The sequence below is a fragment of the Microbispora sp. NPDC046973 genome, from assembly GCF_040644495.1.
Classification (GTDB): domain Bacteria; phylum Actinomycetota; class Actinomycetes; order Streptosporangiales; family Streptosporangiaceae; genus Microbispora.
Genome location: NZ_JBEYWQ010000001.1, coordinates 281,304 through 306,655, shown reverse-complemented (window position 1 = coordinate 306,655; position 25,352 = coordinate 281,304). Strand labels below are relative to the sequence as shown.

General features: G+C 71.3%; 23 protein-coding genes. 13 read left to right on the top strand and 10 right to left on the bottom strand.

The annotated features are described in order from the left end of the window. The first annotated feature begins 3 nt into the window (after positions 1–3). Complete coding sequence (locus ABZ860_RS01530; protein ID WP_357213478.1) at positions 4–630, top strand: response regulator; 627 nt, start codon at positions 4–6, stop codon at positions 628–630. Positions 631–747: 117 nt separating this feature from the next. Here the strand turns inward: ABZ860_RS01530 and ABZ860_RS01525 are convergent, their stop codons facing one another. Both ABZ860_RS01525 and ABZ860_RS01520 read right to left on the bottom strand, forming a co-directional pair. After that, a complete protein-coding gene (locus tag ABZ860_RS01525) occupies positions 748–2,394 on the bottom strand; it encodes an NYN domain-containing protein (protein ID WP_357213475.1) in 1,647 nt (548 codons plus the stop codon). Positions 2,395–2,667: 273 nt separating this feature from the next. Beyond that, complete coding sequence (locus tag ABZ860_RS01520) at positions 2,668–6,480, bottom strand: hypothetical protein (RefSeq protein ID WP_357213472.1); 3,813 nt, start codon at positions 6,478–6,480, stop codon at positions 2,668–2,670. Between the two features lie 188 nt (positions 6,481–6,668). On the opposite strand from ABZ860_RS01520, the gene pyrE reads away from it, so the two are divergent. Then, positions 6,669–7,223: an orotate phosphoribosyltransferase gene (gene pyrE / locus ABZ860_RS01515; protein ID WP_357213469.1), complete on the top strand. Its 555-nt coding sequence runs from the start codon at positions 6,669–6,671 to the stop codon at positions 7,221–7,223. Here the strand turns inward: pyrE and ABZ860_RS01510 are convergent. Continuing rightward, positions 7,213–7,662: a hypothetical protein gene (locus tag ABZ860_RS01510; RefSeq protein ID WP_357213466.1), complete on the bottom strand. Its 450-nt coding sequence runs from the start codon at positions 7,660–7,662 to the stop codon at positions 7,213–7,215. The two genes, pyrE and ABZ860_RS01510, sit on opposite strands and share 11 nt — an antisense overlap. A 144-nt stretch (positions 7,663–7,806) precedes the next feature. After that, the gene (locus tag ABZ860_RS01505) at positions 7,807–8,487 is read right to left on the bottom strand and encodes a DedA family protein (protein ID WP_357213463.1); all 681 of its coding nucleotides are present in this window, start codon (positions 8,485–8,487) and stop codon (positions 7,807–7,809) included. Positions 8,488–8,667: 180 nt separating this feature from the next. Here ABZ860_RS01505 and fbaA point away from each other — a divergent pair, with 180 nt between their 5' ends. The 4 genes from fbaA to ABZ860_RS01485 all read left to right on the top strand — a co-directional run bounded on the left by fbaA (position 8,668) and on the right by ABZ860_RS01485 (position 12,669). Next, positions 8,668–9,690 carry a class II fructose-bisphosphate aldolase gene (gene fbaA, locus ABZ860_RS01500; protein ID WP_357213460.1) on the top strand — a complete coding sequence of 341 codons (1,023 nt, stop codon included), beginning with the start codon at positions 8,668–8,670 and terminating at the stop codon, positions 9,688–9,690. A 104-nt stretch (positions 9,691–9,794) separates the two neighbouring features. Continuing rightward, on the top strand, positions 9,795–10,217 hold the full coding sequence (locus tag ABZ860_RS01495; protein ID WP_193202056.1) for a DUF3151 domain-containing protein: 423 nt from the start codon (positions 9,795–9,797) through the stop codon (positions 10,215–10,217). Positions 10,218–10,385: 168 nt separating this feature from the next. Further along, positions 10,386–11,669 (top strand): adenylosuccinate synthase, encoded by a 1,284-nt coding sequence (locus ABZ860_RS01490; protein WP_139573839.1) that lies wholly within the window; start codon positions 10,386–10,388, stop codon positions 11,667–11,669. A gap of 73 nt (positions 11,670–11,742) precedes the next feature. Next, complete coding sequence (locus ABZ860_RS01485) at positions 11,743–12,669, top strand: glycerophosphodiester phosphodiesterase family protein (protein WP_357213457.1); 927 nt, start codon at positions 11,743–11,745, stop codon at positions 12,667–12,669. Between the two features lie 180 nt (positions 12,670–12,849). Here the strand turns inward: ABZ860_RS01485 and ABZ860_RS01480 are convergent, their stop codons facing one another. The 4 genes from ABZ860_RS01480 to ABZ860_RS01465 form a co-directional block, all read right to left on the bottom strand. Next, positions 12,850–13,044 (bottom strand): (4Fe-4S)-binding protein, encoded by a 195-nt coding sequence (locus ABZ860_RS01480; protein WP_357213455.1) that lies wholly within the window; start codon positions 13,042–13,044, stop codon positions 12,850–12,852. A gap of 19 nt (positions 13,045–13,063) precedes the next feature. Continuing rightward, positions 13,064–14,260 carry a cytochrome P450 gene (locus tag ABZ860_RS01475; protein WP_357213452.1) on the bottom strand — a complete coding sequence of 399 codons (1,197 nt, stop codon included), beginning with the start codon at positions 14,258–14,260 and terminating at the stop codon, positions 13,064–13,066. Positions 14,261–14,501: 241 nt separating this feature from the next. Beyond that, on the bottom strand, positions 14,502–15,620 hold the full coding sequence (gene corA, locus ABZ860_RS01470) for a magnesium/cobalt transporter CorA (protein WP_357213449.1): 1,119 nt from the start codon (positions 15,618–15,620) through the stop codon (positions 14,502–14,504). Between the two features lie 336 nt (positions 15,621–15,956). Continuing rightward, on the bottom strand, positions 15,957–16,298 hold the full coding sequence (locus ABZ860_RS01465; RefSeq protein ID WP_357213446.1) for a putative quinol monooxygenase: 342 nt from the start codon (positions 16,296–16,298) through the stop codon (positions 15,957–15,959). Between the two features lie 64 nt (positions 16,299–16,362). Between ABZ860_RS01465 and ABZ860_RS01460 the strand changes: the two genes are divergently transcribed. The 7 genes from ABZ860_RS01460 to ABZ860_RS01430 all read left to right on the top strand — a co-directional run bounded on the left by ABZ860_RS01460 (position 16,363) and on the right by ABZ860_RS01430 (position 23,594). Next, positions 16,363–16,722, top strand: a complete 360-nt coding sequence (locus tag ABZ860_RS01460) for a MerR family transcriptional regulator (RefSeq protein ID WP_357213444.1) — start codon at positions 16,363–16,365, stop codon at positions 16,720–16,722. A 36-nt stretch (positions 16,723–16,758) separates the two neighbouring features. Further along, entirely contained in the window at positions 16,759–18,000 is a 1,242-nt protein-coding gene (purD, locus tag ABZ860_RS01455) for a phosphoribosylamine--glycine ligase (RefSeq protein ID WP_357213442.1), read from the top strand. Positions 18,001–18,073: 73 nt separating this feature from the next. Then, positions 18,074–18,922: a phosphoribosylaminoimidazolesuccinocarboxamide synthase gene (locus tag ABZ860_RS01450; protein WP_357213439.1), complete on the top strand. Its 849-nt coding sequence runs from the start codon at positions 18,074–18,076 to the stop codon at positions 18,920–18,922. Between the two features lie 172 nt (positions 18,923–19,094). After that, positions 19,095–20,372 carry a UDP-N-acetylglucosamine 1-carboxyvinyltransferase gene (gene murA, locus ABZ860_RS01445; RefSeq protein ID WP_357213437.1) on the top strand — a complete coding sequence of 426 codons (1,278 nt, stop codon included), beginning with the start codon at positions 19,095–19,097 and terminating at the stop codon, positions 20,370–20,372. Positions 20,373–20,649: 277 nt separating this feature from the next. Then, positions 20,650–21,879, top strand: a complete 1,230-nt coding sequence (locus ABZ860_RS01440; RefSeq protein ID WP_357214711.1) for a transcriptional regulator — start codon at positions 20,650–20,652, stop codon at positions 21,877–21,879. A gap of 36 nt (positions 21,880–21,915) precedes the next feature. Next, positions 21,916–22,917: an EamA family transporter gene (locus ABZ860_RS01435; protein WP_357213435.1), complete on the top strand. Its 1,002-nt coding sequence runs from the start codon at positions 21,916–21,918 to the stop codon at positions 22,915–22,917. 224 nt (positions 22,918–23,141) lie between these two features. Continuing rightward, positions 23,142–23,594 (top strand): Clp protease N-terminal domain-containing protein, encoded by a 453-nt coding sequence (locus tag ABZ860_RS01430; RefSeq protein ID WP_357213432.1) that lies wholly within the window; start codon positions 23,142–23,144, stop codon positions 23,592–23,594. 37 nt (positions 23,595–23,631) lie between these two features. Here ABZ860_RS01430 and hisC read toward each other — a convergent pair whose 3' ends face one another. Beyond that, positions 23,632–24,696 carry a histidinol-phosphate transaminase gene (gene hisC, locus ABZ860_RS01425; protein WP_357213429.1) on the bottom strand — a complete coding sequence of 355 codons (1,065 nt, stop codon included), beginning with the start codon at positions 24,694–24,696 and terminating at the stop codon, positions 23,632–23,634. Positions 24,697–24,771: 75 nt separating this feature from the next. Beyond that, positions 24,772–25,248, bottom strand: coding sequence for a hypothetical protein (locus tag ABZ860_RS01420; protein WP_357213426.1), 477 nt, complete (start codon positions 25,246–25,248; stop codon positions 24,772–24,774). Positions 25,249–25,352 lie beyond the last annotated feature (104 nt).

The window sequence follows — 25,352 nt, the reverse complement described above, 5'->3', positions numbered from 1 at the left end:
TCGATGCCCGACCGCGCCAGGGTCCTGCTGGTCGACGACCGCGAGGAGAACCTGATCGCCTTGGAGGCGATCCTCAGCTCGCTCGACGTCGTGCCCATACGGGCCCGGTCCGGAGAGGAGGCGTTGAAGGCACTCCTGTCGACCGACTTCGCTCTGATCCTGCTCGACGTGCGCATGCCGGGCATGGACGGCTTCGAGACCGCCGCGCACATCAAACGGAGAGAGCGCACCAGGAACATCCCGATCATCTTCCTGACCGTGGTCGACAGCGCCCCCGACTACGCCTTCCGCGGGTACGCCGCCGGGGCCGTCGACTACCTCACCAAACCGTTCGACCCCTGGGTGCTGCGCGCCAAGGTCGCCGTGTTCGTGGAGCTCTACACGATGAACCGGCGGCTCACCGAGCAGGCCGCGCTGCTGCGCGAACGCCTGTCGAACGAGCTGCCGGGCAGCGGCGACCACGCCTCCGTGCTGGCCGAACTGGCCGGCCGGGTCACCGCCGTCGAGGACGAGCTACGGCGGGTGCGGGAACTGGCGGACAAGTCCGGCGACGCGCCCCTGAACGGCGCCGTCACCGAGCTGAACGAGCGCGTCGCCCACCTGCGGGCCGGCTTCGACGCGCTCGGCTGACACCGCGCACCGCGACCGGCTGAGGCACGGCCAGGCGCGGCCGGTAGGAATGGCGCCCCGGCGAGGCCAGGGCGAGGCCAGGGCGAGGCCACGGAAGCCGGGTCGAGCACGGCCGGGTCAGCGGCGGGCGCGCTCCAGGGCGTCCCAGAAGCCGCGGCGCAGGGCGTGCCTGACCTCGTCGTGCAGCAGGAAGTCGATCGGCAGCGAGGACCCCTGCAGCAGGCGCGCCTCGAGATCGGACGGCATCCGGGGCTTGCGGGCGAGCACGGCCTCCAGCCACAGCGCGGGGGCGTCCCGGGCGACCGACTCGCCGAAGTCGTGGCCCTCCTTGTGCGCCGCCTTCACCGCCTCGGCGAGGGTCGTGGTGCCTCCCGTATGGACCGGCACCGGCGCGGGCTGCGGGCCCGTGTACGGCCCCAGCTGGGAGGGGGAGTAACCGGCGGGACTGGAGCCGTACTGGCTCTGTACCGGGCTGCTCGGCGGCGTCTGGACTCCCGAGGGCGGCGACGGCGGCGGGGTGGACGCCGGCGGAGCCGGCAGCGGAGTGCTTCCGGGCGGCTGAGCGGTGCTTCCGGGCGGCTGCGCCTGGCGCTGCTGTTGAGACGGTTGGGCGGGCGGCTGCTGGGACTCCGGCGAGTAGCCGTTGTAGACCGGCGGGGACGGCTGCGCGGGAAGGGCCCGGCGCGCGTGGGCGGCGGAGGACCGCCCGCCGCTGTGCGCCCCAGTTCCCTGGGAGGAGCCCGTGCCCTGAGAGCCAGTGCCAGAGGAGCCGGTGTCCTGAGCGCCAGTGCCCGAGGAGCCGGCGCCCTGAGAACCCGTGCCGTGCGCGCCGGCGCCGTAGGCGTCGGTGCCGTAGGCGTCGCTTCCGTGGGTGCCACGCCCGGGGGCGCCCGTGCCGTGCGATCCGCCGCTGTGGGTGCCCGTGCCGGGTGTCCCCATGGTGGCGTGCGGTTGGGTGACGTTCGGCCCCGCGTCGGAAGCGCCCAGGTCGTGCGACGCGCTCTGCGAGGGGGTGCCGTGCGATCCCGTCACCGGGGTCGCCCCGCCGTAGAGGCCGGCGGCATGGCCTCCCTGCGGCTGGGCGCCGTTCTGCTGTGATCCGTTCTGCTGTGTCCCGTTCTGCTGGGAGCCGTTGACGTGGCTTCCGTTGGACAGCGAACCGTTTCCATGGGGGACGAGGCCGTTGCCGTGGGAGTGGCCGTTGCCGAGGCCGGGGCCCGGATCCGCCCCGGTGAGCATCGTGACGTACGGCCGGAGATGGCCGCTCGCGATCTCGACGAGGTCGTCGCACTCCTGGCGCAGGGTGCGGGCCGCCGACCAAGCGCCGTCGGCGGCGATCTGCATGACGGTGACGCGGATGCCGAGGTCCTGCGCGTCGCTCACCACCTGGGTGAGGTCCTCGTCTCCGCTGACCACCACCGCGTCGCACACCGCGTTGTTGCGCGCCAGCGTCATGAGGTCGCGGTGGACCTGGGCGTCCACGCCCTCCCGGCGGCCCGGCCGGATCCGGCCGAGGCGGAGCTTGAGCCCGGGGATGTCCGCGAGCACGTCGTGCTCCGGCGTACGGCGGCCCTCGACGGTCGCCTCGTACCAGTAGCAGCGCAGGAGCGGCAGGCCGGTACGCTCTCTTGACAGGCTCGTCAGGAACTGCAGCAGGCCCGGATAGTCCCAGGAGACGGCCTCGCGATGGCGGGTCCCATGGACGGCCATCGCGCCGTCTGCCAGCAAGTAGCCGGCGTCAACGAACAGCGCGCAGCGATCCACGCGACACCGCCCTTCCTACGTGGCTCTCTCAGGGTAGTCAAGCGTGTCTTCCCGCGAGGGTGATTCCCGGCGATTCAGCCCTCGCCCGCCTGTCGGGGGGATCGGGACGCCCACGACCCTGGGACCGGAAGCGTTCACGCCGACCGTACCAGTTTGTCCAGGTATCGCCTCCCACCAATTTGGTATGGATAACGTGCGAGGGACGACCGGCGACGAGGCAGGAAACAGAACCGGCGACGGCTGGGCTCCCCTCCCCGCAGTGAGGGGAAGCTGTCAAGACCACGTTCTCGCGCTCACGACCGCGACGCCGAAGAAGACGGGATCGCGCCGGGTGGCGAGCTGGAGTGCGGGGTGAGGTCCCAGGAGGGCGTGGAGCGTGTCGACCGCGACGCCTCCGGCGTCCTCCCGGCCCAGGACGCCCTCCCGGCTCCGGTCCTCCCGGTCCCCGCGGACGCGATCACTCATCGTGACGACTCCCGCCCTGACCCCCTCGCCGTTCCAGACCATCAGGTCGATCCGCGCGGGAGCGCCGCCCGGGGCGAGGCCGTCGAGGGGGAGCCGCAGGGCCTTCTCCTCGCTCCCGATGACCGCCGCGGCGTCCAGGACCACGGCCCGCGTGTACGGCTGCCGCGCGTCCTCGGCCATCACCACCAGTCCCCAGGCCGCGTGCCTGACCGTTCCCGTACGCGCCGGAGCGCCCGCGACCCACCAGCGGCCCCCGCCCGCCGTACGGACGAGAGAGGTCACGTCGGCGAACGCCTGATAACCGGACCCCGTGGGCAGGTCCCGCCGGGCGACCTCGGCGGCGTGCAGGGTCGCGTATCCCGGCATCCCCGGAGCGCGCACCCGGATGTCCTCCGCGGGAACCGCCCCCCGGCCGCCGCCGGACCAGTAGAGGCCCGCCCACAAGACCTGCCCTCCGGCGGGCAGGTCGAGATCGGCGCAACTGGACGTACGCGTCGAGGGGTCCCTGTCGAGGTCGACCGGCACGCTCGCACCCGAATCGCGGCCCCGGCCGGCCGCGGCGGCTCCACAGGGAGCGGCCGGCGCGGCGGAACTCACGAGCGTGTTGCCGACGACCCGGGCGAGGAGGCGGCCGTCCGCGGCGAAACGCGCGGCCGCGCCCGAGGCGCGCACCCCCACGGCCGATCGCGCGGTGGTCTCCATCCGCCCCGACCGCACCCGCACCGTGAAGGCCCGGCCCGAGGGCGCGTCCGCCGCCACTGCGACCTTCAGGAAGATCGCCGTCACCTCACCGGCGGCGAGCGGTCCCCGGACGCAGCGCACCTGGCTGCTCGCCACCCGGCTTCCGGACGCCCGGCTGCTCGGCGCCTCACCGCCCGACGCCCGGCTGCTCGACACCTCACCGCCCGACACCCCATTGCTCGACGCCCGGCTGCTCGACACCGGGCGGCCCGGCGCCTCGCAGGACCAGCCGTCGCCCGCGCCAGTTCCTGTCCGCGCACGCTCCGCGCGCCCGCCCGCCGCAGGCCCCTGACCCGCGCCGCCGCTCGGCACGCGGTCGTCCCGCGCGGCACCGTTCTGCCCCACCGCGCCCGGCTCCGGCTCGCGGCCCTGCCGCGTACCGCCGCCCGCCGCGCGGCCCCGGCCTCCGCGCCCGTCCTGACCCAGGTAGCGGACGCCGGGCGGGAGGGTCACCGTCGCGGTGACCTCGCCGGTGGCCGCGTCGCCCGCGTTGCGCAGCCGTACGGCGACGAGCCCGGGCTGGCCACGCAGCAGGGCGCCGAGCGGATCGACGGCGACGACGAGCGCCTCCTTCGTTTTCCTCCCGCTCCCCGCGGTCTTCCGGGCTCCGGTGCCGCTCCGGCCCGAAAGGGCATGCTCACGGGCCTCACGTCCGCGCTCCCCGGCCTGCGGGCGGCCCTGTGCGGTTCCTGGCCGCGCGATTGGGGCGCGATCGATGGCCGGGCGGCCTGCCTGCGAATCGCGCCGCTCACGAGCCCGCTCCGGCGTCTGCCGCGTCCCGGCCTGCGCCCGGGCCTGCACACTGCTCCGCGCGCGGGCCTGGGCATTGCCTTGGACACTGCTTCGGGCACTGCTCTGGGCACTGTCCCGCGCGGGGGCCTGGGCACGATGGTCCTGGTAGGGGTGCCGGGAGAGCCGACCTCGCACTTGCTGCCGCTCCGGAGCCGGGGCCCGTGAGGCGTCCGCGTGCCGGGAGGCCTGGTCCCGATCGGCGAGGACGGTCGTCGTGTCCGGCTCGCTCACCGGACGCCTGCTCACTTGTCCCCCGCTGTCCTTTCCGGGACCCGTGAGACGGCCGGTGCCCGCGTGCTGTCCGCCTGCACCGCCTCGGGCGCCGGAGGCCGCCGGTAGTCCGCCCTCGCGACCTGGAACCGCATGGTTCTCGCCCGCCCTGCCGCGGCCGGGCAACGCCCCCGTCGCCTCCTGCGCAGGCTCCCGTGCCGTGTCTTCTCGTGCTGTGTCTTCCCGTGCCGTGTCTTCCCGTGCCCCGGGCTCCTCCCGCGGCGACCGCCGATCGGCACCGGGCGTGACCCTGCCGGTGATCTCGGGCACGCCGAGCGCGATGCCCGCGCTCGGCTCGTCGGCACCGTCCCCGGCCACCGGATCGTCCGCGGTCTCCGGCGTCGAGGCGCCGGCCGTCGGGGACGTCCGGGCGCTCGTCCTCGGCGGGTCGTACGAGGACGGGGCGCCCGCCGGTCCGGCCTGGCCGGTGGCGGCCCGCGAATGCGAGGCGGCGCCGTCCGGGGACTGCGGGCGGTCCAGGGCCCGCGTCCCGTCCTGTCCACCCGAGCCGCCGGTGAAGAGCACGCCTGTCGGCTGGGCGACGAGCAGGAAGGCGGCCGTCGCGAGGGCGGCCACGGCGATGCCGCCCAGCACCGCCCGATGCGGCGTCGGCACGCTGCGCACCAGCGCGGACAGCCGCGCCAGCGCCGCCCGGGCCCGGGCGAACGCCACTCGCGGCGCCCCGCCCGCCTTCGGGCCCGCCTTCGCGCACAGGCGCCTGGCCATCGCCCGCGCACGGCCGTACACCGCCCCCGGCACCGCACTCACCGTCGCGCACGCGCGCCGGGCCGTCGTCCGGGCCGTGCCGTACGCCCCGCGCAGCAGCGCGTCGGCCCGTCCGCGCGCACGCCCGGCCGGGCCCGTCCCGTCCTGGGCGAGACGAACGGCCCCCCTCATCCGGCGGTCCGCGCGGCTCGTCAACGCCCCCATGTGCTGGCGCACGGCTTCGAGCCGCGCCCGCGCCCGTGCGCGCACCCTGCCGGTCATCCTGCCGGCCACCCTGCCGCCCGCTGTGCCACCCGCCCTGCCGTTCGGTCCGCGCCCGCTCGTGCCGCTCGTCATGCCACCGCCGTACGACCGTGAGCCCGTGGCGGTCGTAATGGCGAGGTCGGCGAGGTAGTCGTCCACGGCCGGCCCGGCGACGAGCTGGCCGACGACGGCCCGCAACTCCTGGGTGAGATCGACCATCTGGAGGAAGACCGACCGGCAGTCGATGCACTCGGCCACGTGGGCGTCGACCGCGCCGGCCTCCTGCTTGGGCAGGCCGTTCTCGACATAGCGAAGGATCATGGACAGGATCGGCCGGCACTCGGCGCGTGGGCCGTTCTCCAGGTGCAGCCGCAGGTATGCCTCCCGCAGACCCTGGCGGGCCTTCCGGGCGAGCAGGGCCGCGGCCCTGCCCGACAGGCCGAGCAGCGGGCCCGTGTCGGCGGGCCTGCCGCCCTCGATCTCCACGTGCCACACCACCGTGCGCCAGCGCTCCGGCAGCGAGCGGTAGGCCCGGGCGAGCGGCGAGCGCTCCAGCCCCGTCAGTTCGGGATCCACGTAGAGGGAGTCGCCGTCGGCCAGATCGACCACTCCGGCGGCGGCGTAGCGGCGCACCGACCCGAGGAGGTAGGGCCGGAACGCGCAGGTGGGCCCGCCGCCGCGCCGCACCACCTCGAGCACCCTCGCGAAGGTCTCGACGAGGAGGTCCTCGACCGCGTCCTCGCTCTGCACGACCTGCCGGGCCAAAGACCGCGCGGCGGCCGAGTGTCGCCGGTAGAGCGCCCCGAAGGCCGCCGTGTCGCCTCCCCGCACGGCCTCAAGCAGCTCCATGTCGGTATGCCGGACTTCTCTACGCATTGCGACCTCGCGATTACGATGAGTTGCACGGCGATACATTCCGCAGTCCATGTCCTGGCTAAACCGCTGGAGCCTCTTTACTCTCAGTAGTCTTCGCACGCCACTCGCGGCCGCCGGGCCCGTACGGCCCGCACCGCGGGACCGGCCGTACGCTGAGCCTCATGAGTGACCGCGAGAGACTGCTGGACGAGATCAAGAACAAGGGCATCGTGCACGGCCGGGTCGTGCTGTCCTCAGGCAAGGAGGCCGACTGGTACGTCGACCTGCGCCGCATCACCCTGGACGGCGTGGCCGCGCCGCTGGTGGGCCGCGTGATGCTGGACCTCACCGAGGACCTGGACTACGAGGCGGTCGGCGGTCTCACGCTGGGCGCCGACCCGGTGGCGACGTCGATGCTGCACGCCGCGGCGGCCCGCGGCCGCACGCTCGACGCGTTCGTGGTGCGCAAGGCGGGCAAGGCCCACGGCCTGCAGCGCAGGATCGAGGGTCCGGACGTCGCCGGACGCCGGGTGCTCGCCGTGGAGGACACCACCACGACGGGCGGGTCCGTGCTCACCGCCGTGGAGGCGTTGCGCGAGGCCGGTGCGCAGGTCGTGGGCATCGCGACGATCGTGCACCGGGGCGGCGACGAGGCGCTGGCCGCGACCGGCGTGCCGTACCGCTCCGCCTACTCGCTCGCCGATCTGTCGCTCACTGATCTGTCGCTCACTGATTAGCGGGTCGCTTCACACTGAACGCCTGCCGCTCGCCGGCCGGCCCGGGGGACCTGGCGGTTCCGTTCTCGAAGATCTGGACCGTGCTCGCGTCGTCGAGGACGACGTCGAGTTCGGGCTGGAAGTAGGACGCCTGCTCGCCCCGGGCCAGGTCCCGGTCGATGAGCACGTCGCCGCCGGGCACGCGGACGAACACGGGACACCGGTCGGCCCGGCAGACCACGCGGACGGTGGGCACGCGAGGCGTGGAGGGCTCGGCGGAAGGCTCGGCGGAGGGCCGTGCCGACGGGGTGGAGGTCGCGCCGGCGGCGGACTCCTCCGAGCCGAACGTGGACAGCAGCGCTCTCGCGCCGACCACGATGACGGCGAGCAGCAGCACGACCACCAGACCGACCAGCGCCAGCCTGGCGATGCCGAGGGGATCAGACCTGTGGCGTCCCACATTCGGGAGAGTAGCGGGTGTGAGGCATATCTCAGTACTGACCGGTCACTTCTTGTGCGGCAGCACTTTCCCGCAGGTCATCCGCCGGCTCCCCGTAGGCGCGGGCCCACGGCCGGCTCACGGCAGGCGCGTCCCGCCGGCGGCCTACCGGGGGGCGTGGTGGCGGCCCTTGGGGACGGCGGAGGCGGCCCGGCGGTTCTTCATGACCTCTCGCACGATCGGGATCACCGACAGAAGGACGACGACGAAGACCCCGGGAAGGATGTACTTGTCGATGCCCTCGACCTTGCTGCCGAGGAAATAGCCGAGCAGCAGCAGGGCTTCGACCCAGACGACTCCGCCGAGGACGTTCCAGACGAAGAAGCGGCGCGCGTCCATCTCCAGCACGCCGGCCACCGGGTTCATGAAGGTGCGGACGATCGGCATGAACCGCGCGGCGACCACGGCCTTCGCCGGGCCGAACTTCTCGAAGTAGAACTCCGCCTTCTCGACGTGCTCCCTCTTGAACAGCCGGGAGTCCGGCTTGTCGAACATCCTCCTGCCGACCTTCGCCCCCAGGAAGTGACCCAGCTGCGCTCCCGCGATGGCCGCCAGCGGCGCGCAGATCAGCAGAGTGGGCAGTGACAGAGGTGCGATCCCGAATCCCTGCGCGGCGGCGGCGGTGCTGAAAATTCCAGCGGTCACCAACAGCGAGTCGCCGGGCAGGAAGAACCCGACGAGCAGCCCCGTCTCGGCGAATACGATGGCGATGACGCCGATCGTCGCGAAGGCGCCGAGCATGCTCAGCCACCACTTCGGGTCAAGAAGGTCCAAGAGCACGTCCACGGGGCGAGCCTACCTGTCCCGAATGAGATCAGACTGAGAAGCGGCAGGGCTGTGGAAAACCGTGAATCGCGGATTGACCGCGACTTTCCCGGTGCCCCGCATACCCACCCGGCTTTCCCGATCGGCCGTGCCTTCGGGATACTTGCCACGCCGCATACCGTCAGAAGGAGATGACTTCGCATGCCTATCGCGACTCCAGAGGTCTACGCCGAGATGCTCGACCGCGCCAAAGCGGGCGGCTTCGCGTACCCGGCGATCAACGTGACCTCGTCGCAGACCCTGCACGCCGCGCTGCGCGGCTTCGCGGAGGCGGAAAGTGACGGGATCCTCCAGGTGTCGACCGGTGGCGCGGAGTTCCTCTCCGGCACCACCGTGAAGGACATGGTCACCGGGTCGGTGGCGTTCGCCGAGTTCGCCCGTGTGGTCGCCGAGAAGTACCCGGTGACGGTGGCGCTGCACACCGACCACTGCCCGAAGGACAAGCTCGGCTCGTTCGTCCGCCCGCTGCTGGAGATCTCCGCCGAGCGCGTCGCGCGTGGCCAGGACCCGCTGTTCCAGTCGCACATGTGGGACGGCTCCGCCGTGCCGCTGGACGAGAACCTCCAGATCGCCAGCGAGCTGCTCGACAAGACCGCAGCCGCCAAGGTCGTCCTCGAGATCGAGATCGGCGTGGTCGGCGGTGAGGAGGACGGCATCGTCGGCGAGATCAACGAGAAGCTCTACACGACGCCGGAGGACGCGCTGGCCGTCGCCGAGACCCTCGGCCTCGGTGAGCGTGGCCGCTATATCGTGGCCGCCACCTTCGGCAACGTCCACGGCGTGTACAAGCCGGGCCACGTCAAGCTGCGCCCGAGCGTGCTCAAGGAGATCCAGGACGCCGTCGGCGCCAAGTACGGCAAGGACAAGCCGTTCTCGCTGGTCTTCCACGGCGGCTCCGGCTCCACTCTGGAGGAGATCCGCGAGTCGATCTCGTACGGCGTGGTGAAGATGAACATCGACACCGACACGCAGTACGCCTTCACCCGCCCGATCGTGGACCACATGTTCCGCAACTACGACGGCGTGCTGAAGATCGACGGCGAGGTCGGCAACAAGAAGGCCTACGACCCGCGTGCGTACGGCAAGGCCGCCGAGGCCGGCATGGCCGCGCGCATCGTCGAGGCGTGCCAGCAGCTCAAGTCCGCGGGCACCAAGATCAAGTAAGGGAACGGCCCGGCGGGAAACCGGAAGATCCATTCTTGTATCGATCTTCTGTTCCCGCCGGGCGGCCCATACCCCTCGGGCTCGTGACAGGTAAGACTGTCCCCATGGAATCGCACGAGAACCTCCTTGCCGGCCCGCCGCCCACCTTGCTGCCCGACACCCCCGAGGCGCGGCAGATGCTCGAGTCGGGCGCCAAGGCGGCAGACGTGGCTGCCCGCTTCCCCGCCTACTCGGCGGCCTGGGCCGCTCTCGCCGACGACTACTTCGCCGCGGGTCACGCCGTCACCTCGTACGCGTTCGCGCGCACCGGCTACCACCGGGGTCTCGACCAGCTGCGCAGGGCGGGCTGGAAGGGGCACGGCCCGATCCCGTGGGAGCACGAGCCGAACCAGGGATTCCTGCGCTGCCTGAACGCCCTCGCCCGGGCGGCCCAGGCGATCGGCGAGAAGGACGAGGCCGAGCGCTGCGCCCAGTTCCTGCGCGACAGCAGCCAGGCCGCGGCGGAGGCGCTCACCGCGAACTCCTGAACACCTCCCGGACGAACTGCCTGAACGGGGCCTTACACGGCACGGCGTACTCGTCTCGCGACTTAAGACTCCGTTCACCGTCGGCATGCCCCTCAGGTAGTCTCTGTGTGCAAGAGGCCCCTGCCGCGCTTGCGTCAGGGGCTTTCGTCTTGGTGCGGGAGTTAAACCATGCCGGCTGTCGTTCTCGTTGGCGCCCAGTGGGGCGATGAGGGCAAGGGGAAGGCCACCGACCTGCTGGGCGGTGACGTCGACTACGTCGTGCGTTACCAGGGTGGCAACAACGCGGGCCACACCGTCGTCATCGGCGACCAGAAGTACGCGTTGCACCTGCTGCCGACGGGGGTGCTGTCGCCCGACGTGGTGCCGGTGATCGGCAACGGCGTGGTCGTCGACCCGGGCGTGCTGCTCAGCGAGATCGACGGGCTGGCCGAGCGGGGCATCTCCTGCGACCGGCTGCTGATCTCGGCCAGCGCGCACCTGATCATGCCCCAGCACAAGGCCATCGACAAGGTCAGCGAGCGGTTCCTCGGCAAGGCCAAGATCGGCACGACCGGCCGCGGCATCGGCCCGGCGTACGGCGACAAGATCTACCGCATGGGCATCCGGGTCCAGGACCTGCTCGACCCCGGCATCCTCGGCAAGAAGATCGAGGCCGCGGTGGGCGAGAAGAACCAGATCCTCACCAAGATCTACAACCGCCGTGGGCTCGACCCGGCGAAGGTGCTGGAGGAGTACCTCGGCTACGCCGAGCGGCTGCGCCCCCACATCGCCGACACCTCGCTCGTGCTCTCCCAGGCGCTCGACCAGGACAAGGTCGTGCTGCTGGAGGGCGGGCAGGGCACGCTGCTCGACATCGACCACGGCACCTACCCCTTCGTGACCTCCAGCTCCCCCACCTCGGGCGGCGCCTGCGCCGGCTCGGGCATCCCGCCGACCCGCCTGACGAGGATCATCGGCATCCTCAAGGCGTACACCACCCGCGTGGGGTCCGGGCCGTTCCCGACCGAACTGCTGGACGAGCAGGGCGACTGGCTGCGCCAGACCGGCGGCGAGTACGGCGTGACCACCGGCCGCAACCGCCGCTGCGGCTGGTTCGACGCGGTCATCGCGCGGTACGCCACCCGGATCAACGGCGTGACCGACTTCTTCCTGACCAAGCTCGACGTGCTGTCCGGGCTGGAGCGGATCCCGGTCTGCGTGGCGTACGACGTCGACGGCGTCCGCCACGACGAGATCCCCATGACGCAGACCGAGTTCCACCACGCCACGCCGATCTACGAGGAGCTGCCCGGCTGGCAGGAGGACATCACCAGCGCCAAGACGTTCGAGGACCTGCCGCCGAACGCGCAGGCGTACGTCAGGGCGCTGGAGGAGATGAGCGGCGCCCCGATCTCCGCCATCGGCGTCGGCCCGGGCCGCACCCAGACCATCCAGATCCGCTCCCTTATCTGATGATTGGTGGCGTACGCGCCCGGAACCGGAGGGTTCCGGGCCGCGGACGGGCGAGGCGGTAGGGTACGCCGCTGTGCATGGATACGTTGAGCTGCACGGGCACCGTGGAGCGCGGGGCCTGAGGCCCGAGAACACCCTGCCCGGCCTGGCCTTCGCGCTGGAGCTGGGGGTCGACGCACTCGAGTTCGACGTCGCCATGTCCGCGGACGGGCAGCTCGTGCTCACCCACGACCTGCACGTGTCCGCGGTGACCAGCGCCGACACGGGCATGGCCGTTCCCGGGGACGAGATGTTCCCCTACGTCGGCAAGCCGATCATCGCGCTCACGCTGCCGCAGCTGCGCACCCTCGACGTCGGCGTACGGCTGCCCGAGCGGCCGGACGACCGCTTCGCGCTCACGCAGGTGCCGCTGCCGGACACGCGGATGCCGACGCTCGGGGCGGTGCTCGGCCTGATCGGCGCCCTCGGCGCCGACCACGTGCGCCTCCACGTCGAGCTGAAGTCCGACCCCACCCGTCCCGGCCTGTGCGCCGACCCGCGCCGCTTCGTCGAGGAGGTCGTCCACGAGCTCGACCGGCACGACCGGTTGTCGAGGGCGGCCCTGCTCAGCTTCGACTGGCGCATCCTGGAGATCGCCAGGCCGATGGCCGAGCGGCGGTACGCCCTGGTCGAGCGCGACACGATGACCCCCGCCTGGATGAACGGCATCCGCCTGGGCGAGGTCGGCGGCGACCTCGCGGCGGCGGCCGCGGCGGTGGGGGCGACGACGCTGTCCCCCGACCGCGTGCTCGTCGACGAGGCGCTGATGGCCGGGGCGGCCCGGCAGGGACTGCCGGTCGTGGTGTGGACGGTCAACGAGCCCGACGAGGCCGCCCGCCTGATCGACATGGGAGTGGCCGGGATCGTCACCGACTACCCCGACCGCATGCGCCGCCTCTGGAAGGCCCGCGGCCTGCCGCTGCCCGACCCGGTGACCCCGCTCCGCCCGGTGGGAGCCTGACCGCTCGGACATGGCGGAGCCCCGCCCGAGGCGCTTTCTCAACGACCGGGGGCGGGGCTCCAGGGTCACCCACAAGAACGGCTTTCACAGCCGGTTACCAGCCAAGCTCATCGGACCGTGCGCGTCAAGTAGCTGAGCGTCACCCGGCCCAGCGTGTCGCCGTCGCACGGCCCGGCGGGCTCACTCCTCCACCGACAGCGCGCCGGACGGGCAGAGCTGCACGGCCCTGTTCACGGCGGGCGCGAGGCCGGCCGGAGGCTCGGCGTCGAGCACCACGACCGTCCCGTCGTCCTCGCTCTGGTCGAACACCTGGGGCAGCGTGAGCACGCACATCCCCGCGCCGATACACCGTCCGGTGTCCGCCTTGATCTTCATCGTTCCCCCACGACTTTCCTCACCACAGCACCGGCAGCCGGTGCACACCATAGATCGCCATATTGGACCGCAGCGGCACCTCCCGCGCCGGCACGGCCAGGCGCAGGTTCGGGAAGCGGCGCAGCAGAGCAGGATAGGCGATGCGCATCTCGATCCGGGCGAGCTGCTGGCCCAGGCACTGGTGGATGCCGTGCCCGAAGCTCAGGTGCCCGTGCGCCGGCCGGCTCACGTCGAGGGCGTCGCCGCCCTCGAACCGTTCGGGATCCCGGTTCGCCGCCCCGATCGACAGCGTCACCGACTCACCGGCCCTGATCAGGGCGCCGCCGACTTCCACGTCCTCCAGGGCCGTACGGGTCGGCCCGATGTGCACGATGCTGAGGTAGCGCAGCAGTTCCTCCACCGCGTTCTCGACGGCGGACGGGTCGTCCCGCACGACGGCGAGCTGGTCCGGGTTCGTCAGCAGCGCGAACGTGCCGAGGCCCAGCATGTTCGCGGTCGTCTCGTGCCCCGCGATGAGCAGCAGCAGCGCCACGCCGCCGATCTCCTCGCTCGTCAGCTCCCCGCCCGCGACCAGGCCGCTCAGTATGTCGTCGGCGGGTTCCCTCGCCTTCAGGACGACCAGGCCATGCAGGTAGGAGTAGAGGTCCTGCACTGCGGCCCGGATGTCCTCGATCGAGGAGTCCAGGTTCAGCAGCACCGCCGAGTCGCGCTGGAACTTCTCCCGGTCCTCGTACGGCACGCCGAGCAGCTCGCAGATCACCAGCGAGGGGATGGGGAGTGCGAAGGACTCGACGAGGTCGGCGGGAGCGCCCTCGCGTTCCATGGCGTCGAGGCGGCTCTCGGTGATCTCCTGGATCCTCGGTTCGAGCTGCTTCATCCGCCTCACGGTGAACTGCCCTGTCAGCAGGCGGCGGTAGCGGGTGTGCGCGGGGGCGTCCATGCGGAGGAAGAACCCCGGCGTCAGCGGCTCACTGCGGAACTCGCCGCGCTGGGGGATCGGCGAGTGCAGCAGTTCGGGACGGGTGCTGAAGCGGTTGTCGGCCAGGATGGCGCGCGCCTCGGCGTAACCGGTCACCAGCCAGCCGTCGTGCCCGTCCGCGTACGTCATCCGCTGGATCGGCGCCTCGGCGCGGCGGCGTGCCAGTTCGTCCGGCGGATCGAAGGCACGTTCCCGAGCAAGGGGATAAGTCGCCAGCCGGGGTGTCGCCTCTGTCATGACACGCTCCTGCGAGAGTGGAAACGGTCGATGTGTCGAGCGGCCCGCTCACCCCACCTAACAACATCATCTGACATATCGCAATGACTGATTGCTCATGATTCCGGTCACGAAGCGTACGCGTCCGGATGCTCGGGCACTCGTCCGGCAGGACGCCGGGAGGCCTCCGAACAGGCCTTTGTGAGGAGGTGTGACGCCCTCCGGGACGCGCGTCGGGGCGGCGTCCCGGGGGGAAGGGCGGTCAGAGCCAGCCGTTGCGGCGGAAGGCGCGGTGCAGGAGCGTGCAGGCGACGACCATGAGGCCGATGACGACCGGGTAGCCGTAGGCCGAGTGCAGCTCGGGCATGTGGTCGAAGTTCATCCCGTAGATGCCGGCGATCATCGTAGGGACCGAGATGATCGCCACCCAGGAGGAGATCTTGCGCATGTCCTCGTTGGCGAGGGCGTTGGAGCGCGCCAGCGCGGCCTGGAGGATCGAGTCGGACAGTTCGTTGGACGCCTGGACCGCCTCGCACACGCGGGACAGGTGGTCGCTGACGTCGCGGAAGTACTCGCGCATCTCGGAGGGGATGCTGCGCCGCTGGGGAAGGGCGTTGAAGGGGGTCTGGAGCGGTCCGACCGCCCGCTTGAGCTCCAGCATCTCGCGCTTGAGCTGGTAGATCCTGTTGATGTCGCGGGAGCTGACCTCCGCGAAGACGGCCGCCTCGACCTCTTCGAGCTCGGCCTGCATGAGGTCGGCGACCTGCAGGTACTTGTCCACGACGTGGTCGGCGATGGCGTGCAGGACACCCGTGGGGCCGCGGCCGATCAGCTTCGGCTTCGACTCCAGCTTCTCGCGGACGTCGCCGAGGGGACAGTGCCGTCCGTGCCGTACGGTCACGACGAAGTCGGGCCCGACGAACACCATGATCTCGCCGGTGCCGATGATCTCACTGCTCGCCGCCGACACCTCGTGGTCGAGGAAGGCGACGGTCTTGAGCACCACGAACAGCGAGTCGCCGTACCGCTCGACCTTGGGCCGCTGGTGGGCCTTGATGGCGTCCTCGACGGCGAGGGGGTGCAGGCCGAACACGTCGGCGAGCCACTCGACCTCGGGCGCGGCGGGCTCGTGCAGACCGACCCAGACGTACGCGTCGGGCACCTCGTTGGCCTCGTTGTGCTCGCGGACCAGGCGCACGGCCTCGGGAATGCCGCCGGCGTCGACCTTCCTGCCGCCGATGTACGCGCCGAACTCGACGAGGGAGTTGCTCGGCGGCACGCAGCGGACGACCGGCTCGCCGTTCATCGGCGCGGCGCCGAGGTGCGTGGACATGACGCGGGTGTGCCTGTTGATGCGGGGAAAGAGCAGAGAGGAGCGCATGGCGGTCCCTTCCCGCCCGAGCCGGCACGCTCTACGCGCGACGTGATGTCACCCCTTCATGCAGGCGTGAGCTGCCCCTCGGGCTTCAGTTTCGGAGTGGTCGGGAATGCGCACGACGTACGTGCGCGAGCACGTACTGACGGGATCACCAGAATTCATCCCAGACCACCTCCAATCGCCACGAGACAGCGCGAAGCCTATCCAACCTACCACACGGCCGTTGGACACCTGTTCCAGGGTACCCGCGTCAAGTCCCACCGATCATGCACTTCTTGCCAAAAACAGCCCGAACAAACTGGCCATCGGTGTGTATCTCCATGCATAACCGGGCAGCGCTCAGCCGGTGGAAGACGCCCCGCTGTCTGGATAGGGACTCCTCATCGCGCCGGAGTAGGCCTCCACCGCGCCGTCGACGTGCTCGGGCAGTTCGGCCATGAAGGCGCGCAGCAGCGGCGTCGCGTTGTGCCGGTCGAGGTCCTCCCGGGAGCGCCACACCTCGTAGAGGAAGAACCTGCCGTCCTCCTGCTCGTGGAGGTGGTACTGAAGATTGCCCTCGTGTTCGCGGGACGGCTCGACCAGGTCCAGCAGGAGCTTCCTGAGTGTGCCGGCATGTCCGGGCCGGGGAGTCAGGAATCCGTAGAGCGAAACGGGGGTCTGTGCCGTCGATGTCGTCGTCATGTCAGCGACCGTAGGATGTGACACCTATGTGAGATTCAAGCCGCTCTCTTATGAGGTGGGTCACATGAAGATCGGGGAGCTGTCCCGCGAGACCGGCGTGGCCGTACGGCTTCTCCGTTACTACGAGGACCAGGGGCTGCTCGCCTCTCGCCGCACCGAGGGCGGCCATCGCCAGTACGGCCCCGAGGCTCCCGCCGCCGTCGCCCGCATCCGCACCCTGCTGGCCGCCGGGCTCCCCACCAGGGTCATCCGCGACCTCATGCCCTGCTTCGCCGGCGACGGCACAAAGCTCCAGGCATGCGTTCTCGGCCACCTCACCGCCCAGCTGGCCGAGCTGGACTCCCGTATGGCCGACCTCGCCCAGGCCCGTACGGCTCTGCGCGACATCCTCGACGCCTCCACCCGGGCGCTCGCCCACGCCTGAGAACGGAAGGCGGCCGGCCACTGCGACAATGGACGGGTGCGCGTACTTGTCATCGGTTCCGGGGGTCGCGAGCACGCTCTGTGCCGGGCCCTGCGGCTCGACCCCGCCGTCGTAGAAGTCCACTGCGCCCCCGGCAACGCGGGCATCGCGGAAGTGGCCACCCTGCATCAGGTCACGCCGACCGACGGGGCCGCCGTGACCGCGCTGGCCGAGCGGCTGGGCGCCGGCCTCGTCGTGATCGGCCCCGAGGCGCCGCTGGTCGCCGGCGTCGCCGACGCCGTCAGGGCCGCCGGGATCGCCTGCTTCGGCCCGTCCGCGGAGGCGGCGCGGATCGAGGGGTCCAAGGCGTTCGCGAAGGACGTGATGACCGCCGCCGGGGTGCCGACCGCGCGCGCCTACACCTGCACCACGGAGGAGGAGGCCGCGGCGGCGCTCGACGCGTTCGGCGCGCCGTACGTCGTGAAGGACGACGGCCTGGCCGCGGGCAAGGGCGTGGTCGTGACCGACAGCCGCGAGGAGGCCCTCGATCACGCCAGGGCGTGCGGGCGGGTCGTCATCGAGGAGTACCTCGACGGCCCCGAGGTGTCGCTGTTCGCGCTGTGCGACGGGACGAGCGCGGTGGCGCTGCAGCCGGCCCAGGACTTCAAGCGGGCCTACGACGGCGACAAGGGCCCCAACACCGGCGGCATGGGGGCCTACACCCCGCTGCCGTGGGCGCCGGAGGGCCTGTCCGAGCGGGTGATGGCCGAGATCGTGCGCCCGACCGTGGCCGAGATGGCGCGGCGCGGCACGCCGTACACGGGAGTGCTGTACGCCGGGCTGGCGCTGACCGCGGACGGCCCCCGGGTGATCGAGTTCAACGCGCGCTTCGGCGACCCGGAGACCCAGGTCGTGCTCGACCGGCTGGAGACCCCCCTGGGAGAGCTGCTGCTCGCCTGCGCGACCGGCACGCTCGCCGGGCATCCGTCGCTGCGGTGGCATGAAGGCGCCGCCGTGACCGTGGTGCTCGCCGCGGAGAACTACCCGGCCGACCCGGTGAAGGGCGACCCGATCGCGGGACTGCCGGTGACGGTCGAGGGCGCGTACGTCCTGCACGCGGGCACGACCCTCGACGAGGACAACCGGCTCGTGTCGAACGGCGGCCGGGTGCTCAACGTGGTCGGCACGGGCGCCGACGTCGCCCAGGCCAGGGCCCGGGCCTACGAGGCGCTGGACCAGATCACCATGCGCGGCTCCCACTACCGCGCCGACATCGCCCTGGCCGCCGCGTCGTCCTGACGCCTCCTGACGCTCGGCTCTCCCCGTGCGCTCCCTTGCTCAATGCGCGGTGGAGAGCTGGGAAGATGGAACCGTGAAGCACCTGCACTCCGGCAAGGTACGCGACCTCTACGAGACCCCCGACGGGCTGCTGCTGATGGTCGCCTCCGACCGCATCTCGGCCTTCGACTACGTGCTCGAACCCGGCATCCCCGACAAGGGGGAGATCCTCACCCGGCTGTCGCTGTGGTGGTTCGAGCAGCTCGAGGACGTGGTTCCCAACCACGTGGTCTCGACCGACGTCCCGGCGGAGTTCGCCGGCCGCGGAGTGCTGTGCCGCAGGCTGCGGATGGTGCCGGTCGAGTGCGTCGCCCGCGGCTACCTCACCGGCTCCGGGCTGGTGGACTACCGCAGGGAGGGGGTCGTCTCCGGCGTGCGGCTCCCGGAGGGGCTCACCGACGGGTCCCGGCTGCCGGAGCCGATCTTCACACCCTCGTCGAAGGCCCCCATGGGCGAGCACGACGAGCCCATGACGTACGAGGAGGTCGCGGCGGAGGTGGGCGAGGACGTGGCCGAGCGGCTGCGCCGGATCACCCTCGACGTCTACAGCCGCGGGGCCGAGATCGCTTTGGAACGTGGCATCATCCTGGCCGACACGAAGATCGAGCTGGGCTGGGACGCCGACGGCGTGCTGACGCTGGGCGACGAGGTGCTGACGCCCGACTCCTCCCGCTTCTGGCCGCTGGACCAGTGGGAGCCGGGCCGCTCCCAGCCGTCGTTCGACAAGCAGTTCGTCAGGGACTGGCTGCTGTCCCCCGAGTCGGGCTGGGACAGGTCGTCGGGCGAGGCGCCCCCGCCGCTGCCGGACGAGATCGTCGAGCGCACCCGCAGCCGCTATGTCGAGGCGTACGAGCGCCTCACCGGCGAGCGCTTCCGCGGCTGAATCACACAGGTCACATAAGTAGTCTCAAGTGACCCGTTCCCCCACGCGTTCTGGGGGTAGTTCCTCCCCGAAACTCCTGGAACAGCGGCTACTCTAGGCCGATCGTCTCGCCGACGACCCGGCTGCCGGCTGACGGGAGTCCCCCACCCTTCCCCCGAAATAGGAGCAATTCATGGTCCGTTACCGCGTGCGCGGTGGCAACGTACTGCGTGGAACCGCCTTCATCCAGGGCGCGAAGAACGCCGTACTGCCCATGATCGGGGCGGCGCTGCTCGCGGCCGAGGGCCGCACGGTGCTTCGCAACGTGCCCGTCATCGAGGACGTGCGCCGGGCGGTCGAGCTCGCCCAGGCTGTGGGCGCGAAGGTGGAGTTCCACGAGAGCGAGCGGACGCTCGTCATCGACGCCTCCCGTCTGACCAGCCCGGTCCTGCCCGCGGAGATCGCCCGCCGGTTCCGGGGATCGGTGCTGTTCGTCCCCGCGCTGCTCCACCGCCTCGGTGAGGCGATCATCGAGGGCATCGGCGGGTGCAACCTCGGCAGCCGCAACCTCGACTTCCACTACCTGGGCTACAAGCGCCTGGGCGCGATCGTGGACGAGGGCGAGGCCGTCATCCACATCAAGGCCGGCGGCCTGATCGGCGCCCCGCTGTACCTCGACACCCCGTCGCACACCGGCACCGAGAACCTGATCATGGCCGCGTCGCTGGCGCGGGGCACCACCGTCATCGAGAACGCGGCCCTCGAACCCGAGGTGCTCGACGTCATCACGATGCTGACCCGGATGGGCGCGCGCATCCGCGGCGGCGGCACGGGCTTCATCACGGTCGAGGGCGTGGACGAGCTGACCGCGGTCGAGCACACGGTCATGCCCGACCGGCTCGACGCGGGCGTGTTCGCGATGGCCGCGGCGATCACCGGAGGCGAGGTCAGCCTGGTCGGCGCCTCCCTCGAGCACCTCGGCGTGGTGCGGTGGAAGCTGGAGCAGATGGGCGTCGAGTTCGAGAACCACGGCGCGGTGCTCCAGGTCCGCCGCAACCGCCCGCTGCGCCCGATCAACGTCATCACCGACACCTACCCCGGCTTCGCGACCGACCTGCAGTCGCCGCTGATGACCGTGGCCTGCCTCGCGGAGGGCTCCAGCTACATCCACGAGCGCATCTTCGACGGCCGTTTCGCGCTCGCGGGCGAGCTGAACAAGATGGGGGCGAACGTCGAGGTCGAGGGCAGCCGGGCGGTCGTGCACGGTCCGACGCCGCTGCACGGCACCGAGGTGACGGCCCACGACCTGCGGTCGGGAATCGCGCTCGTGCTCGCCGGTCTCGCGGCGGAGGGCGAGACCACGATCGGGTCCGGATATCTCATCGACCGCGGTCACGCCGCGCTCGCACAGCGTATGCAGGCACTTGGTGCAGATGTGGTGCGTGAAATTTCCACTTCGGACGAGGGCTGAGTCCGGAAACCTTTACTAATGCCCTGACCAGCGGGGATCTTCCGATTTACGGAACCGCCCGGACCACCCAGAATGGTATTCCGGCAAATCTGGGCGTGACATTACGGCCTTAACCAGCGATCGTTCCAAAGAGAAGCCACAACAACGAGGGCGACGTGGGATGGGACGAACATTGGTCGAGCGCACGGAAGACACTCCGCGCGGGTCACGTCTGGGCACGGTGACACCCGACCTCACCATCGGCGTGGTGGGGTCGCACGATCTGGTCGAACGGGTGATGCTCATGGGGCACTCGGCTGCCCCGGTGCCCTGCCGGCTGGTCGCCGCCGCGTACCGGGATGAGCAGGAGGCGGCGGACAAGGTGACCCGGCTGGGTCCGGGTGTGGACGCGTGCCTGTTCGCGAGTCCGGTGCCTTTCGAGCTCGCCAGGCGGGCCGGCGTGCTGACGATGCCCGCCACGCACGTGCAGCTCGGCGGGGCCGCGCTCGTGGCGGCGATCGCGCGGGCCGCGCTGGACGAGCGGATCGATCCGCGCCGAGTGAGCCTCGACGTGCTCGGCCGGCCGGACATCGACGAGGCGTACACGGATCTCAACCTCTCCTCCGGCGAGGTGCACAGCCGTGACGAGCCCGGGCCGGTCGGCACGATCACGGCCTTCCACGAGCGGCTGTTCCGCCAGGGAGCCACGACGGGCGCGCTCACGTGCGTCCAGGGCGTGGCCGACCGGCTGACCGCCGCCGGGGTGCCGGTGGTGCCGATCAGGCCGACCTCCGCGGCCGTCCGTACGGCGATGCACACGGCGGCGCTGCTCGGCGCCCGGCACCGGCTGGAGGAGTCACAGCTCACGGTCGTGCTGGTCGAGGTGCCGACGCTGCGCGAGCCGGTACGGCGGGCCGCGCCGCGCTACTGGCGCGACGAGCTTCGGCTGTCGCTGCACCGCCTGCTGGTGCAGGAGGCCAACCGGATCAACGCGAGCGTGTGGCCGATCGACGACCACAGCTACCTCGTGGTGGCGACGAAGGGGTCGATCGCGTCGGCCACGGACGGCTTCCGGGTGCTGCCGTTCGCCGCGCGGATCCGCGAGGAGCTGGGCCTGGCCGTCGAGGTGGGTGTGGGGATGGGCCGCACCACGCACGAGGCCGAGACGCACGCGAGGGGCGCGCTCGCCCGCACCCAGGGCGGCAAGCAGCCGCAGGGCTTCGCGGTCGACCGGGAGGGCCGGGCACTCGTGCCGCCGCCCCGGATGCCGCCCCAGCCGGGTGGGCCGGTCAAGCCCAAGGGGGTCGAGGTGCTGGCGCGCCTGGCCGCCAAACTGGAGGGTGGGGACACGGTCGTGGACGCGGAGGGCGCCGGGCGCATGCTCGGGGTGACCCCGCGCACGGCAAGGCGGTTGCTGCGCACGCTGGTTGACGAGGGACTCGCGTGGCCGCTTCCGCCCAACCGCACCCCCCAGCCGGGCCGGCCGCGACAGCTCTACCGGCTGATTGTGGAGAAGCTGAACCGGTAATCACCGTCCAAAAGCGACGGTCTATTGTCATGACCCATGGAACGAAACGGTCATGACGTACGGGTGTGGCTGGCGCTGGCCGCCGTGTACGTGGTGTGGGGCTCGACGTACCTCGGCATCGCGATCGCCATCCAGACCCTTCCGCCGATGACGAGTGGCGGGCTCCGTTTCGTCGCGGCGGCGCTGGTGCTCGGCACGGTCCTGCTCGTCAGGGCCGTGCCGTTCCGCATGCGGTGGAAGGAGTTCGGGGGCGCCGCGCTGGTCGGGCTCCTGCTCCTCGCCGGGGGCAACGGCATGGTCGCCGTGGCCGAGCAGCACATCTCCAGCGGCCTGGCCGCGCTGCTCGTCGCCTCGACCCCGCTGTGGCTGATCGTGCTCAGGACGGTCTTCAGGGACCGGCCGCACGTGCTGACGCTGGCCGGCGTGCTGGTGGGCTTCGCCGGAGTCGCCTTCCTCTCGCTCCGGGGCGGCGGCGCGTCCGGCAACGGAGTGGGCATCGCCGTGGTGCTGCTCGGCTCGCTGTCGTGGTCGGTGGGGTCGTTCATCTCCCCGCGGATCGCGATGCCGGCCAACCCCTTCGTGGCCAGCACGGTCGAGATGGCGGTGGGCGGCAGCGCGCTGCTGGTCATGGGTCTCGTGCAGGGCGAGCGACTGCACGTCGGCGCGGTGAGCTGGCAGTCGTGGGCGGCCCTGGCCTACCTGGTGCTGGTGGGCTCCCTGGTGGGCTTCACCTCGTACATCTGGCTGCTCGGCCATGCGCCGATCTCGCTCGTGTCCACCTACGCGTACGTGAACCCGGTCGTGGCGGTGATCCTCGGAATGGCGGTCCTGTCGGAACCGGTCACCGCGGCCATGCTCGTGGCGGGAGCCCTGATCGTCGTGGGGGTCGCGCTGGTGGTCTCCACCGAGCGCCGTGGCCGCGCCGCGACACCGCCGGTGGAGAAGAACGCCACGGTCCTTGACGCGTCACGGCGTCCCGGCAGACCTCAGAACCGGGAAACCGCGCGGCTCGACGAAGCACGAGAGCGGAACCGGTAATTCGAGGCCGCGACCGAATCAGCCGATCGATTTCGCTGCGATCCGCCGATTATCCCGCGGTATTCGCACAAAGAAATGCGAAGGGCTCACGCGCCTCGCGGCGGCCTCAGCGGGTGGGCGGGCGTCTGCGCAATTCGCAGAGATCCACTACCGTCACAGCCACAACCAGATCACGCCAGGACCCGGACGGGTTCGCCGACACTGTTTTGCGAAGGAGCCGCGGGATGTTCGAGAAGCTCACCGACCGGGCGCGACAGGTCGTCGTCCTGTCGCAGGACGAGGCTCGGACGCTCGGCCACGGCTCCATCGGCACCGAGCACATCCTCCTCGGTCTGCTCCGTGAGGGGGGCGGCATCGCCGCCCAGGTTCTCGTGAGCCTGGGCCTGAGCCTCGAGGATGTGCGCCTCCAGGTCAAGGAGATCGTCGGGCATGGCCCGACCGCCGCGCCGGGGCAGCCTATTCCGTTCACCCCGGCGGCCGCCGCGGTCCTCCAGGGGGCGGTCCAGGAGTCCCTGCAGCGCGGCCATGACCGCGTCGGCACCGAGCACATCCTGCTCGCGCTCCTCCGCGATCGCGAGAGCGCGGCGGCCCAGGTCCTGGTCAGGCGTGGAGCCGACCTCGACCACGCGGCGCGGGCCACGGAGGAGCTCGTCCGGCAGTACTACCCGATTCGCTAGGAAGGGCTCGCCAGGAAGGGTGCGGTAGGAAGGGGCGCTAGGCAGACCGCCGGAACGCCTCGGCGGCGGCGAGGAAGACGTCGTTGGCCTCGGGATCGCCGATGGAGATCCGGGCTCCCTCCCCGTCGAACGGGCGCACGGCGACGCCCGCACCCGCGCACGTCCCGGCGAACTCCATCGTCCGCTCGCCGAGGCGCAGCCAGACGAAGTTGGCCTCGGTGGGCGGGACGGTCCAGCCCTGGGACAGCAGCGCCTCCCTGACGCGGGCGCGCTCCTTGATCACGTTCTCCACCCGCTCCTGCAGCTCGTCCTCGGCCTGCAGGGACGCGATCGCGGCGGCCTGGGCGAGATGGTTGACCGCGAAGGGCAGCAGCGTCTTGCGGACCGCGGCGGCCACCGGCTCGTGCCCGATGAGGTAGCCGACGCGCAGCCCGGCCAGGCCGTAGGCCTTGGAGAAGGTGCGCAGGACGGCGACGTTGGGGCGCTCACGGTAGAGCGTGAGGCCGTCAGGCACGTCCGCGTCCCTGACGTACTCCCGGTAGGCCTCGTCGAGGACGACGGTGACGTTCTCGGGCACGCGGTCGAGGAACCGCGTGAGCTCGTCGGCCCGGTTGACCGTGCCGGTCGGGTTGTTGGGGTTGCACACGAAGACCAGGCGCGTCTCCGGCGTGATGGCCTCGGCCATGGCGTCGAGGTCGTGCGTCTCGTCGCGCAGCGGCACCTCGACCGCGTTGGCGCCCGAGAGGCCGACCAGCAGCGGGTAGGCCTCGAACGAGCGCCAGGCGTAGACGACGTCGGCGCCGGGCTCGCCCACCGCCTCCAGGATCTGCTGGGCGACCGCCACCGATCCGGCGCCCAGGGCGATGTGGTCGTACGGCACGCCGAACCGCTCCGCGAGCGTCTCGGTGAGCCGGACCGCGCCGGGGTCGGGGTAGCGGTGGACCTCCGTGGCCGCCCGCGCGATCGCCTCCACCACCGACGGCAGGGGTCCGAAGGGGCTCTCGTTGGAGGACAGCTTGTAGGACCGGCCGTCCGGGGAGACCACGGCCTTGCCCGGCTTGTAGGCCGGCATGGTGTCGAGGATCGAGCGGAATCGAGGCATGTCCTAACGATAGGAGATCCGCCTGCTCGGGCGGCACCCCGCACGCCCCCTGTGGATGACCCGCGGGCCCCGCCCCTACTTGTAGTAGGCGTAGAGCGTCTTCCAGGTGCCGGCGTACTGGCAGTTGAGGGACGGCTTGGCGGCCTTGGTCTCGGAGCAGACCTTGAGCTCGACCTCGCCGACGTTCTTGACGGTGAACGCGAACGTCTTCTTCGCGCCGTACGAGCAGGTGCGGTAGTTGCGGTAGGCCAGGTGCGGCTTCTTGGCGGCGTCGAAGTAGCTGACGCGGAACAGGGCCCAGCCGCAGGTGGACGCCTTGTGGGTGAGGCTGGTGACGCTGCCGGCGACCTTGACGTACGGCGCGGGCAGGCTCGGGTCGTCCTTGGCCGCGGCGGTCAGCGAGCCGCTCACCTTGGCCTTCGACCCGGCCGCGTAGTAGGGGCCCCAGGGCTTGGGAGCGGCGGCATGGGCGGCCGTGGCGGTGGCGAGCGGAGCGAGGGCCAGGATGCCGGCAGCGAGCGTGACGCCTGCGAGAGAGCGGGTGAGGGTCATTACTGGGGTCCTTTCCTCCGTCGTTGCGTGCAGCTTGTCCGGGGACGCTTTCAAAGCCCTTGACGCTCGCTGTACCGCACCCTTCGCCTCCGGCCCATCGCCTG

What these genes read in the sequence shown, in the direction of transcription:
- ABZ860_RS01530 (WP_357213478.1), top strand. Translation starts at nt 4, where the DNA reads ATGCCCGACCGCGCCAGGGTCCTGCTGGTCGACGACCGCGAGGAGAAC.
- ABZ860_RS01520 (WP_357213472.1), bottom strand. Translation starts at nt 6,480, where the DNA reads ATGGAGCTGCTTGAGGCCGTGCGGGGAGGCGACACGGCGGCCTTCGGG.
- pyrE (WP_357213469.1), top strand. Translation starts at nt 6,669, where the DNA reads ATGAGTGACCGCGAGAGACTGCTGGACGAGATCAAGAACAAGGGCATC.
- fbaA (WP_357213460.1), top strand. Translation starts at nt 8,668, where the DNA reads ATGCCTATCGCGACTCCAGAGGTCTACGCCGAGATGCTCGACCGCGCC.
- ABZ860_RS01495 (WP_193202056.1), top strand. Translation starts at nt 9,795, where the DNA reads ATGGAATCGCACGAGAACCTCCTTGCCGGCCCGCCGCCCACCTTGCTG.
- ABZ860_RS01490 (WP_139573839.1), top strand. Translation starts at nt 10,386, where the DNA reads ATGCCGGCTGTCGTTCTCGTTGGCGCCCAGTGGGGCGATGAGGGCAAG.
- ABZ860_RS01480 (WP_357213455.1), bottom strand. Translation starts at nt 13,044, where the DNA reads ATGAAGATCAAGGCGGACACCGGACGGTGTATCGGCGCGGGGATGTGC.
- ABZ860_RS01475 (WP_357213452.1), bottom strand. Translation starts at nt 14,260, where the DNA reads ATGACAGAGGCGACACCCCGGCTGGCGACTTATCCCCTTGCTCGGGAA.
- corA (WP_357213449.1), bottom strand. Translation starts at nt 15,620, where the DNA reads ATGCGCTCCTCTCTGCTCTTTCCCCGCATCAACAGGCACACCCGCGTC.
- ABZ860_RS01465 (WP_357213446.1), bottom strand. Translation starts at nt 16,298, where the DNA reads ATGACGACGACATCGACGGCACAGACCCCCGTTTCGCTCTACGGATTC.
- ABZ860_RS01460 (WP_357213444.1), top strand. Translation starts at nt 16,363, where the DNA reads ATGAAGATCGGGGAGCTGTCCCGCGAGACCGGCGTGGCCGTACGGCTT.
- murA (WP_357213437.1), top strand. Translation starts at nt 19,095, where the DNA reads ATGGTCCGTTACCGCGTGCGCGGTGGCAACGTACTGCGTGGAACCGCC.
- ABZ860_RS01440 (WP_357214711.1), top strand. Translation starts at nt 20,650, where the DNA reads ATGCTCATGGGGCACTCGGCTGCCCCGGTGCCCTGCCGGCTGGTCGCC.
- ABZ860_RS01435 (WP_357213435.1), top strand. Translation starts at nt 21,916, where the DNA reads ATGGAACGAAACGGTCATGACGTACGGGTGTGGCTGGCGCTGGCCGCC.
- ABZ860_RS01430 (WP_357213432.1), top strand. Translation starts at nt 23,142, where the DNA reads ATGTTCGAGAAGCTCACCGACCGGGCGCGACAGGTCGTCGTCCTGTCG.
- hisC (WP_357213429.1), bottom strand. Translation starts at nt 24,696, where the DNA reads ATGCCTCGATTCCGCTCGATCCTCGACACCATGCCGGCCTACAAGCCG.
- ABZ860_RS01420 (WP_357213426.1), bottom strand. Translation starts at nt 25,248, where the DNA reads ATGACCCTCACCCGCTCTCTCGCAGGCGTCACGCTCGCTGCCGGCATC.